This window comes from Rhodopirellula maiorica SM1, assembly GCF_000346295.1.
Lineage (GTDB): Bacteria > Planctomycetota > Planctomycetia > Pirellulales > Pirellulaceae > Novipirellula > Novipirellula maiorica.
In genome coordinates this window covers 1-11,601 of sequence record NZ_ANOG01000539.1, presented here as the reverse complement: position 1 = coordinate 11,601, position 11,601 = coordinate 1, and the positions used below count along the sequence as shown (strand labels likewise).

General features: G+C 55.3%; 8 protein-coding genes. 6 read left to right on the top strand and 2 right to left on the bottom strand.

Annotated features, from left to right (window positions below; genetic code table 11):
- Together metF and RMSM_RS17255 are read right to left on the bottom strand one after the other, a co-directional pair.
- Window positions 1-709, bottom strand: a 709-nt coding sequence (gene metF / locus RMSM_RS17260; RefSeq protein WP_040767663.1) for a methylenetetrahydrofolate reductase [NAD(P)H], incomplete at its 3' end; no start/stop codon positions are given.
- Window positions 710-1,280: 571 nt separating this feature from the next.
- Window positions 1,281-2,108, bottom strand: a complete 828-nt coding sequence (locus RMSM_RS17255; RefSeq protein ID WP_008698876.1) for a phytanoyl-CoA dioxygenase family protein — start codon at window positions 2,106-2,108, stop codon at window positions 1,281-1,283.
- A 505-nt stretch (window positions 2,109-2,613) separates the two neighbouring features.
- Here RMSM_RS17255 and RMSM_RS17250 point away from each other — a divergent pair.
- The 6 genes from RMSM_RS17250 to RMSM_RS17230 all read left to right on the top strand — a co-directional run bounded on the left by RMSM_RS17250 (window position 2,614) and on the right by RMSM_RS17230 (window position 11,503).
- Window positions 2,614-3,858 carry a metallophosphoesterase family protein gene (locus RMSM_RS17250; protein WP_008698875.1) on the top strand — a complete coding sequence of 415 codons (1,245 nt, stop codon included), beginning with the start codon at window positions 2,614-2,616 and terminating at the stop codon, window positions 3,856-3,858.
- Window positions 3,855-7,706: an AAA family ATPase gene (locus RMSM_RS17245; RefSeq protein WP_008698871.1), complete on the top strand. Its 3,852-nt coding sequence runs from the start codon at window positions 3,855-3,857 to the stop codon at window positions 7,704-7,706. The genes RMSM_RS17250 and RMSM_RS17245 overlap by 4 nt, the downstream gene beginning before the upstream one ends.
- A 416-nt stretch (window positions 7,707-8,122) precedes the next feature.
- Complete coding sequence (locus tag RMSM_RS17240; RefSeq protein WP_008698869.1) at window positions 8,123-9,115, top strand: TIGR03009 domain-containing protein; 993 nt, start codon at window positions 8,123-8,125, stop codon at window positions 9,113-9,115.
- Window positions 9,116-9,545: 430 nt separating this feature from the next.
- Window positions 9,546-9,671 carry a hypothetical protein gene (locus RMSM_RS43415; protein ID WP_008698867.1) on the top strand — a complete coding sequence of 42 codons (126 nt, stop codon included), beginning with the start codon at window positions 9,546-9,548 and terminating at the stop codon, window positions 9,669-9,671.
- Window positions 9,672-9,753: 82 nt separating this feature from the next.
- Entirely contained in the window at window positions 9,754-10,509 is a 756-nt protein-coding gene (locus RMSM_RS17235; protein ID WP_008698865.1) for a ParA family protein, read from the top strand.
- A 46-nt stretch (window positions 10,510-10,555) separates the two neighbouring features.
- Window positions 10,556-11,503 carry a ParB/RepB/Spo0J family partition protein gene (locus RMSM_RS17230; protein ID WP_008698864.1) on the top strand — a complete coding sequence of 316 codons (948 nt, stop codon included), beginning with the start codon at window positions 10,556-10,558 and terminating at the stop codon, window positions 11,501-11,503.
- Window positions 11,504-11,601 lie beyond the last annotated feature (98 nt).

The window sequence follows — 11,601 nt, the reverse complement described above, 5'->3', positions numbered from 1 at the left end:
CGTTCATGGCATCCGACAGGCGACTTGGGATCGCTGCTTTGCACATCGCAGCGATTCGCAATGCCTGTTTAAAATTGGTGACAGGCAAAATCCCCGGCACGATTGGCACGGTGATTCCAGCGGCGACACAATCGTCGCGGAATCGATAGAAGTCGGCGTTGTCGTAAAACAATTGCGTCACCACAACGTCCGCACCCGCATCCACTTTGCGTTTCAGATTCTCCAGATCGGTCTTCGCATCCGTGGCTTCCTGATGAACTTCGGGATACCCCGCGACAAGAATGCCGAAGTCGCTAAATCGGCTGCGGATTAGCTCCACTAATTCGTTGGCATAACGCAAACCACCCTCGACTGCTTCGAATTGTTCGCTGCCCTTAGGCGGATCCCCTCGCAGCGCCACGATGTAATCGACGCCTCGATTCTTCGCTTCGGACAAATAGTCTTCGAGCTGGTCGACGGTCGAACCGACGCAGGTCAAATGCGATGCCACCGGCAAACCGGTAACCTCTTTGACCTTCTCGACGACATCAAGCGTCGTACCTCGAGTCGAGCCGCCGGCGCCATAAGTACAGGTGAAGAAACTTGGGTTAAAATCTTTTAAACGCGCAACATTCTTCATCAACGTCTCGATTCCCGCCTCCGTTTTGGGTGGAAACAGCTCGAACGAGATCGCACAGTCAGATGAGTTGAAATGAGACGCTAAAGACATTGCTTCTTGATTCAATAAGGAATTTTCAAGGCGGACGAGATTTTCGTACTCCCGCCAACCGGTACTAACCAACGCATTGTAATCAGATGACGAGCGGGTTGAATCCCCTAGCAAATCGAGCGATGCCGACCCGGATTCCGCTTTAAACCACGATCACCGGGGCGGTATCGTCGTGACCACAGGCAACGTTGTGAAGCATTAATCCCCCGTGTTTTGTGAGGTTTAAGCGGCAGGGCGCAAGCCCTTCGGTTCCTCACCCTGACCAAAACACCGGAGGGCTCGCGTCCAATGCCATCTACTTTGGCAACTACTGGAGATGTTCAAGTAATGGGATTCGCCAGAATTCCCATCTTTGCTGTTGAAACACCAGGAACTCTGGCGAGTCCCACTACGAAAGTAGATGACACTAAACGGGTAGCGTTTGTAGCGGTGCGGCGCGGGGCCCGCCCGGTCTAAACCGAACGTTTCACTCGCCTCAACCGGACGGCTCGCGCCGTGCCGCTACCAAAGAAGATCGCGATGGGCTCGCGCTTTGCCACTACGAAATGCTTCGCTGCGCTGGACCACAGCGCTATGATGGACGTGGTGCTCCCGGCCACTCCGCCGGATCCGCGACACCTCGCACCACCACCCCTTTTTGATTCCAGCCCAAATAGGCGTGTACGTCTGCCGGACAATATCGCAGCGTCAATCCACAACGTCGACGGTCGCTGACGTTCGGTGATGATCCATGCAGCAACAAATCGCTGTGAATTGAAATCTGTCCGGCACGTAGCGGGGTCAATCGATGCGTCCCATATTGCTCCGGATGCTCGACGGTTTGATCCAACACGTTGCCGGCGTTTGAGTCGCTGGCCTTAAAATCAATCAGTCCATGTTTGTGTGACCCCGCAAACACTTCCATACAGCCATTTTCAGCATCAGCATCGTCGATCGCCAACCACACCGTCACCGCTTTGGTCGGTGTCAATGGCCAATAACTACAATCTTGGTGCCAATCGACGCGTTTGCCATCCCCCGGCATTTTGCAAAAGAAATGCGATCCCCAGCCGATCACGTTCTCGCCAAGCAAATCCGCCACAAAACTGACCGTGCGTTCGTTGGTCAACAGATCCCACACCGGCGCATGCTTTAGATGGGCACTGCTGATTGAATAGCTATCTTTGCCCTCGGCAAACGTTTCCGCCAACAATTGATCAAAGTACTCACGAATCTCGCTGATTGCACCGGAGTCGTAGACGTCCAAGGGACCGAGATAGCCATCGGCGTTCCAACGATCAACTTGCTCCGTCGTCAGCAGTTGCGGCGAATCATTATGAGTTGCAACGAAACCAATCTCACGCTGCTGAGATCCGATCGAATCACGATCGGGAATGATATCGAAATCAGTTTTGTTCATCCGCGACGTTCAATTATCGGTTCCAGAGGTGGCCAATATCGACTGGGGGCCAAATTTCAGGTTGGGGAGAGAAGACAGATTCGTTGTCGAGCCAGACGACGAGGGCAATCAATAACCCCACAATAATTATCCACGACGGCAAACCCAGTGGTCAACCCACCCCTCGCTCACGCCCCAGGCCACCTATTTACCCCAGCTTGCCCGCCATGCCGAATGCTAGCAGGGCTAACCGTTCGATTTTTCGTGAAACATTGCAAATACGACTTGGTCCTTTTTTACAAGTTTCGTTAAACTTCCAGGCCTACGCAGCCGAGGCACGCTGCCCACACCGTCACAGGTTGGACGCAAACGAAACGATTTTGGTGACGCAAGCGGCAGAGGATCCTTTCGCAATTCTTTTCAAATGATTTGAAAGAACGGCGGCTGTAACGTGTTTTGCAGGGACGCCCCAATCGCTGAACTCGCAAAACGGTCATGCCACGGAGTTATCCCAGGGAGGGAACCCATGCCGGGCGAGTCGTTCCGATTTATTCACGCTAGCGATTTTCATCTCGAATCTCCTCTCGGAGACCTCGATACGATCCCCAGTCACCTCCGTGACGCGATGGCCGATGCGCCACGCCATGCGGCCAAGGCGATTTTCGAGGCCGCGTTGGCTGACAATATCGATTTCGTGGTGTTCTCGGGCGATCTGCTCAATCCTCAAACGGCCGGTCCACATGGAATGGCGTTGTTGTTGGATTATTTCGAGAAGCTAAACGCCAAGAAAAAACCGGTGTTCTGGGTCGCGGGGAATGTCGACGATCCACAAAAGTGGCCCGAGGCTGCACCGCTTCCTCCCAATGTCACGCTGTTTCCCAAGAACAAGGCAACCGCGGTTCCGGTGCAACGTGCCGGCCGCACCATTTGTGTCGTCGTGGGCCGCAGCAGCGAAGGACGCTCGACACTTCATGTCCCTAGTTTCCGCGTCGACCCCACCGATGAATACACCGTCGCGGTCGGCTATGGTGCATCGGATGCCGACGCACTAAAAGAAGGCCGCTTCGACTACTGGGCGCTCGGCGGCAAACACAATCGCCAGGAAATCGAAGGCGGGGCAGAGGGAGCGGCAGTGTACTGCGGTTCGCCCCAAGGTCGATCGCTCGAGGAATCCGGAGCTCACGGCTATTCGATCGTCGACGTCGACGCCGACCAAACGACTCGAGTGCATGAAATTCAGTGCGATGCGTTCCGCTACTGCAAGGTGGACATCGATGCATCCGAGATTGCCGCGGTCGGCAGCATCCGCAACCTGCTGGGCGAACGCATCGTCCGGCTCCAGCACGAAAATGGCGGACGCCACCTTCTGATTGGCTGGGACATCTCCGTCAGCAGCGGAGACAATCTGCATGCGATCGGCGACGCCGAGGAATTGCTGCAGTGGCTGCGGCGTGAATTCGGATCTGGTACCCCCGCGGCTTGGACCGCATCGTTGGTCATTCGCCCGCCACGACATTACCCCAAATCGTGGAACGACGAAGATACGATCCTGGGTGATTTTCTGCGTGCTGCCGACAAGCATCGCAAAAGTGACGGACGTGAACTGAACCTGCTGCCATTCACTGAAGAGCACGAGGGAATCCAAAGCACAACCTCGACGTTATTGGCGGACGTTCCCAGTTCGGCACGCGAGCACATTCTTGACCAAGCGACGCTACTGGGTGTCGAACTCCTTCGTGGCGGCAAGCCAAATTTGGTGCAAAAATCATGAAGATCAAAGACATTCAAATCGATGGTTTCGGCGTTTGGACCGGATTGTCCGTTGACTCGCTTCCCGACGGCATGACGCTGTTTTACGGCCCCAACGAGGCTGGGAAAACAACACTGATGCAATTCCTGCGAGCGATGCTGTATGGGTTCACCCCGGACCGTCGCGAACGTTACATCCCACCGGTTTTTGGCGGCACTCCGGGCGGCGCGATTCGCGTTACCGGCCCCGGCGGCGGCTACCAAATTCGTCGCACCAGCCAATTGACCGACACGGGCGTGACGGGAAACCTAAGCGTCACCGGACAAGACGGATTGGCTCAGGGCCAGCACCGATTGAGTAGTTTGCTTGGGCAAATCGACGAGCCGATCTTTACTAACGTGTTTGCGATCGGGATCCGCGAACTGCAAGAACTAAGCACACTTGACGGCACCGACGCCGCGGACGAACTTTACAAATTGTCTAGCGGACTGGACCGTGTGTCACTTGTCGATGTGCTTCGCAGTCTGCGTGACGGCCGCAAGAGCATGATTGGCAAGGACAGCGTCATCGACTCGGAAGAGGCCGGCAAAGTTGCCGCGATGATCCGTAAACGCGAAAAGTTGCGTGACGAAGTCGAACAACTGACCCGCCATGGCCGACGCTGGAGCGAATTGGCCAGCCAACGACGATCGCAACAACAAGAGATCGAAGCATCATCGGAACGAATGATTGCTTGGGAACGCGAAGCCCGCTGCGTCGAAATCGCAACCAGTGTCTTTGACACCTGGAAACAACGCGAAGCCCTCGCCGCATCGATCGCGGAAACCGAAGTGGAATCCGAACTACCGGACGACGCGCCAGGCCAATTGGTCCAGATCGATGCCATGATCGAGGACAGCAAGTCCAAGATGGAAGAGGTCAAGGCGAAACGACGCGAGCTGCGGGTCAAGAACGAGCAATTGCCGGTCAGCAAACGCCTGTTTGACTTGCAAGGCAAAATCGAAGCCGCCTCCGAGCAAGCCACTTGGGTGGAAGCTCTCGAAGAGCAGATCGAGCGACTCGATGGACAAATCGACAAAGCGAGAAAACAGCTCGAAGCCGACGCGGACCGTTTGGGAATCGACGAAGCGGATAAAGCAGCGATCACCGACGGCGATCTCTCCAAGCTTCCCGATCTGTCCAAACAAACTCTTGCGACGCTTTCCGCCCCCGCAAAGCGAGTCAAGGAGCAACTATTCCTCCTAAAGCAAGCTCGCAATGAAGGCGCCGAGCACAAGACGCGGGCTGAAAAGATGAGCAGCCAAATGCGGGATGTACTCTCGCGAGCGCGCGCCACAAACCTGCAACAGGCCATTCGCGAAGAAAACGAGCTGATCACCGCGCTGCGTCACCGCGCCCAGCTTGGCGAACACATCGATAAGCTGAAACGCCACTACCGCGACTTGGAAAAAGAAACGGTCGATTTGACGACCGACGAAGCGCTACCGATGGACAGGCTCATATTACTGGCTGTCCCCTTTATCTTTGGTGGCATGTCATTGGTCTACGGCGTATCAAATATGCTGGGGCTAACATGGTTCTCACCCGATCCCGATCCGACCAAAGGCATGTTTTGGTTGACGGTTGGATTTATGGGGATGCTGACCTATTACTTCGGCAAAGAAAACGGCATGCGGTCGACCTCGCGTGATCTGGAGGATTGTGAACGTCAAATCGACACGCTTCGCAAACAGATCCGCGAACTCGAAAGCGAACGAAACGAAGCCGACTCGACGCTGCCGACCAGCAACGAAACCATCGAACTGCGAATCCGCGAAAGCGAACAGTTGCTGGCCGAACTGGAATCGGTACTGCCAACTTACCACAACCATCAAGCCGCACTGCAGTCGTACAAGTCGGCGCGAGAGCGGGCAACCGAAGCGGCCGATGGACTACGCGACTCGCGTCGTGAATGGTCCGCCACGCTGAAGCGATTGGGACTGAGCGAATCACTATCGCCATCAAGCGTACGGAATTTGAGCGACGGGTACGAGACCCTGCTCAGTAGCCGACGCCGCTGGGAAGAATTGAAAACCGAACGCGACCAGCGGAAACGCGAACGGCAAACATTGGCTCGCCGAATTGAGTCGCTGTACATGGAAGCACTCGATCTGCGAGAGAACATCACCGCTCGCGAACCAGGTGAAGACGACGACAACGACGATGTCGACATCGAACAAATGGCCAAACGCAGCCGCATTCGATCGAACCCATTGGACCAACTGAATCATCTGCACGAAGAACTTTCTCGCCAACAACACTGGATCAAACAACGCCGCAGTCTGAAGGAACAGGACCTCAAACTGAAGAAGCAGCAAAGCGGATACTTTCGCGCGATCCAACGTGGCGAAACGCAGCGTCGGGCACTTTGGGCGAAATGTGGCGTCGCCACACCGGAACAGTTCTACGGACTGGTTGATAGCAAAGCAAGCTTGGCGGAAATGCGAAAAGAGCACGCCGAGCTAGACAAGCAGGTTCGATCGATCATCGGGACGCATGTCGATTACGACGCGGTCGCTCGCGAAATCGAAGGAGCGAAGATCAGCGACATCGAACGTCGCTGGGATTCGCTGACGACACGCATGAGCGAAACCGAAGCTCGCGTCGCTCAATTGCGAACGCAGCAGGGCGAGCTGGCTCAAGAGATGAAGCAGCTTGGCGAAGACTCGCGATTGACCACGGCTCAATTGGAACTTGCCTGTATCGAACGAAAGATCATGGCGTCGGCACGCCGCTGGCAAACGCTGGCGATGGCTAGCTGCTTGCTCGAGGATGTCTGCGGAACCTTTGAACGCGAACGACAACCCGAGACGCTGCGAGAAGCGTCGTCCTTCCTGAACCAATTGACCGACGGAAAGTACAACCGAATTTGGACGCCGCTCGGCACCAACCGCTTGAAGGTGGACGATACCGACAGCAAATCGCTGCCGCTTGAGGTACTGAGCCGGGGTACACGCGAAGCGGTCTTCATCGCACTGCGTTTGTCACTCGCGGCCGCCTATGCCCGGCGCGGAGTCATGTTGCCATTGGTGCTCGACGATGTCTTGGTCAATTTTGACCGCGACCGAGCGATTTGCGCGGCACGAACGCTGAAGACATTTGCCGAGCTTGGACACCAAGTCATGATGTTCACCTGCCACGAACACATCGTCGACATCTTCCACGACATCGACGTCCAGGTCCGATTGATGCCGCCGCAAGGTCAACCGGGTCGCGCCGAGATCTTGCCGCCACAAGAGCGAATCGAAGAAGAGCCCGAGGAAGAATACGAAGAAGAGGTTTACGAAGACGAACCGGAAGAGGCTGTTGAAGAAGAAGTCTTGGAGGACGAACCCGAAGAGGAACCGCAACCGGAACCCGTCGTCGTTGTGGTCAAAGAGGAACCCAAACCGACACCAAAAATCCTGTACGTCCGCAAAGACATCCCCAAGCTTCAAGCCAAACCCGAACCGGCCCCCGAGCCTCCGAAGCCGGAACCGGTCGTGAAAGCGGTTCAGCCTGAACCGGTGAAGCCAGAGCCGCCGAAACTTGCGACTCCGAAACCAGAGCCCAAACCACTGCCACCGCGGCCTGAGCCCAAACGTGTCAAGTCAATCGTCATCGAACCTGAATATATGGAAGACGAACTCGATACCTCGGATCCTGAGCCGTCGATCCAATGGGCATGGTTTGAACGCGAGCCGTCACGCCAACTCGTCTCGTCCGAAGAGAAGCTCGCATCGGTTGCCCGTAGCGAATGGACCGAATCAGGCGAAGAAGAAAACGACGACGTAATGCCTGAAGAGGTGTGGGACAAGAATAATCCATGGTGGCGTGCGACCGCAGAATAAAAGCGGGTGCGGTCCAGATCAGCACGGTGGATAAATTTCAATCAACGAATGACGCGCTCGTCGAGCATCGAGCCGCGATCAGCGAATGACGCGCTCGTCGAGCATCGAGCCGCGATCAGCGAATGGGGGCACTAATCCGCCTCGCGTTTTGATCGCAGGAGCGATCAACGACATTTGCGAACGCAATGCGAAATCACCACTGTGTGTGCGGATCTGGCATCGTATGCCTCCGCGATCTCGAACACACCCTGACTCAAAACCGCGGCAGCGCCTTGAGCGAGCCGCTTGTCGAAAACTTTTTCTGATTCACTCTTTCGCCATTCGTGGGATGCTTGTTAGAGTCCACTCGGCGAATCGGACCATATGGAAATGGTCGAGGCCCGAGTATCACGACTTTTATCACACAGGCGTCACGGATGATGCGACCACACTGGACAACGCTTTTCGTTGCGGCACTGGCCGTCACTTTGGCAACCAATTTCCAATTTGCTTCGGCTCAACAAACAACTCCTTCGTATGCCAAGAACAACGGCAACCAAGGACAGGCCCAAGCCGGCCGCCAACAGAACCAAGCCAGCACGGCCACTCAAGCACAAGCCGGCCAACCTTTTGCTCCGCTGAACGCGGCTCAACAGGCCCAGCTTCAACAGCTTCTGCTTGCTTGGCAACAACAGAGCCAGGGTACTCGCACACTCGATTGCAAGTTCCAGCGTTGGCACTATGACAATTTGGCGGCACCGGTTGGTCGACACGCGACTCGCGCCGACGGCGTCATCAAGTACGCGGCACCTGACAAAGGCGTCTTCCGCGTCGATTCGCTGGTCTTCTACAAAGGCGAGAAGGACGGCAAACCCATCTATGAACCTCAATCAGGCCTGTTCGGCGAACATTGGGTGTGTAATGGCAAGCAGTTGATCGAAATGGATCGCAGCCAGAAGCAGTGCAAAATCCAAGACCTGCCGGCCGACATGCAGGGGCAAAAGATCTTCAACAGCCCACTTCCCTTCGTATTCAACCTCGACGCCGCCGAGATCCAACGTCGCTACTGGGTCCGCCAAGTCGCCGCCCCGAACGACAAGATTGTATTGATCGAAGCTTGGCCTAAACGACAAGACGACCGTGCTCAGTACAAGATGGTGCAAATCGCTTTGGAGAAGGAAACCTTCCTTCCACAGGCGTTGATCATGTACGCTCCGAACTTCCATGCCCAGAACGCACCGAAATGGGACCACTATGAATTTGTGGATATGAAGCGAAACGGCGTGGGCAACGCAATCGCTAACTTCATGGACAATTTTATCCAAGAACGTCCGCCATCGGATTGGACGATCTTCCGCGATACCTTCAACCCCAACCCAGGACCGGAAGCTCAACAGGCCGCCAACCCCAACGGCGGTCAAATCAAGTAAGCACGATCGCTTACTGCTACGAGTCACCCAACAAATAAAAAGCCCAGGATTAGATGTCCTGGGCTTTTTTCGTTTCGTTGGTGGGGCGATGCAATGCGAGCAGCCTGTTCGCTAGTCATTCCGTCGAATAGCCGCTTTGGCCAACGCTCTGATGTGTTTTTTCGTAGCGAAACTCGCAGAGAGTTTCGGCGTTACTCGTGTGGCCGAAAGTCTCTGCGACTTTTGCTACAGTGAATCCGCGTTTTCCGAATAAGAAAAAATGCTTCACAGCGTTGCCGCTTTGGCGTTAGCGGGCTGATGATTTAATACGGCAAGGGGTGGCTGATGGACTACCACGCCCGTCATTGGTGTATTCGACGGACTAGGAAGTCCATCGTACGATTAAATCAAAAGCCTGCTAGCGCTCAAACGGCTAACGGGATTTCACCCAATGATTACTGCCTACTTGCTCGATTGTGCGAATGATCCCCAGGCAGCATGGATCATTCGCAACGCTGCACTACCGCAATCTGCGGATACAGAATCAGCCACCCAAGTCAACGCCAGTTTCTTGTGAAACCAGACTTGTTTCACCGGAAACATTTCGCGTACTGTTCGTTCTTGCCGCAAAACAATCGCGGCCAGTCTCGAATAGGAATATGGACACCGTGGGAAGGATTCTTTGCGTGGTCAATCAAAAGGGAGGCGTGGGCAAGACAACCACGGCCGTTAACCTTTCGGCTGCTTTAGCAATGTCCGGCCAACGAGCATTGCTGGTGGACCTGGATCCGCAGTGCAATGCCACCGGTTCACTTGGGCTAGAACCCACTGATGGCCACGCCATCATCAATTCCGACCCGATCGAGACCAAGATTGCCAATACCGAGGTTTCGAACCTCTCGATCGTGCGAGGCAGCCGGACTTTGCAAGATGTCGACCGCTTGGCGGAAGCAGGCGAGACCGAGACATCGCAAGTCCGCAAACACCTCGATTCAATCATTGACCAATACGACTTTATCCTGGTCGATTGCCCACCCAGTGTTGGGCCGCTAACTCAAACCGCACTGACGGCCAGCACTGAGGTGTTGATGCCGATCCAGTGCGAGTATTTTGCGATGGAAGGTCTGACCCAACTAATTCAGACAATAAAGAAGGTCATCGTTGCCACGGACGGCAGACTGACCTTTGGTGGGATCCTATTAACGATGTATGATCCCTACCTAGAACTGACCCGCGAGGTCGACGAGGAAGTACGAGACTTCTTTGGCGACATTGTGTTTGACAGTGTCGTGCCTCGAGACGTTTCGCTCAGCGAAGCCCCGAGCCACGGCCAAACCGTGTTTGAGTATGCACCGCGATCCCGCGGCGCGTTTGCTTATACCCAGCTGTGCATGGAGGTGCTCGAGCGTGACTAGTGCAACAACGAAGGATCGACGTTTAGGTAAAGGGCTCGCCGCGCTATTGGGCACGCCACTGGACGAAGATGGTAACCCGATCCATGAGGCGTCCGATTTAGGCGGCAGCGATAGTGGTGGTGGCAACGACAAAAAGAGCAGCGGATCGAAGATCCAGTCGCTCGAACTAAAAGTCGACGAGATTCAAAACAATCCGTTTCAACCACGGCGGGAATTCAATCCCGATGAGATCGCGTCGCTAGCCGAGAGCCTGAAAAACCATCAACAGCTGCAACCCGTGCTGGTTCGCATCGTCGATGGCAAGTACCAATTGATCAGCGGCGAACGCCGACTGCGTGCAACCATCCACGCGGGATTGAAAACGATCCGCGCCGAAGTCCGCGATGCAGACGATCGCTTGGTTGCCGAATTGGCGATCATCGAAAACCTGCAACGCAAAGACCTGAACCCGATCGAAAAAGCGTTGTCGTTCAAACGCTACATCGATGAACACAAATGCAAACAAGATGACCTGGCCCGTCGCTTGAGTATTGACCGCAGCACGATCGCCAATCTGATGCGGTTGCTGGAATTGCCCGAAGCGATATTGGACCTGTTGCAGGCGGGCGAGATCAGTGCCGGTCACGCACGAGCCCTGCTGCCAATCGGTGACGAAGAAGTCCAAATTCGCACCGCCGGCAAAATCATGGAAGACAGCTGGAGCGTGCGAGCGACCGAGTCGCATGTGGCCGAATTGCTGAAAGCCGAAGAGGACGCCGAAACCGGAAAGAAGATCGTCAACGCCACTCGGCAAAAACGGAAATCGATCTCGCCTCAGATTGAATCGATGCAACAAGAGATGCGAATGATTTTCGGAACCAAGGTCGAGATCAAAAGCTCGGCTCGCGGCCGTGGCAAAATCACACTGCACTTCTCGGATCCCGACGAATTCGAACGGCTCCGCGCGATCCTGGCCGATGCCGGCCAACCGCCGCGACTGAAAGTCGCCGGCTAGGAAGCGGGAGGAAAGAGGGGGAGTGAAGGAGTGAAGGAGACATGGAGTGGAGGAGCGGTAAAATCGCCCAACTCCCAACTCCCAACTCCCCAACTCCC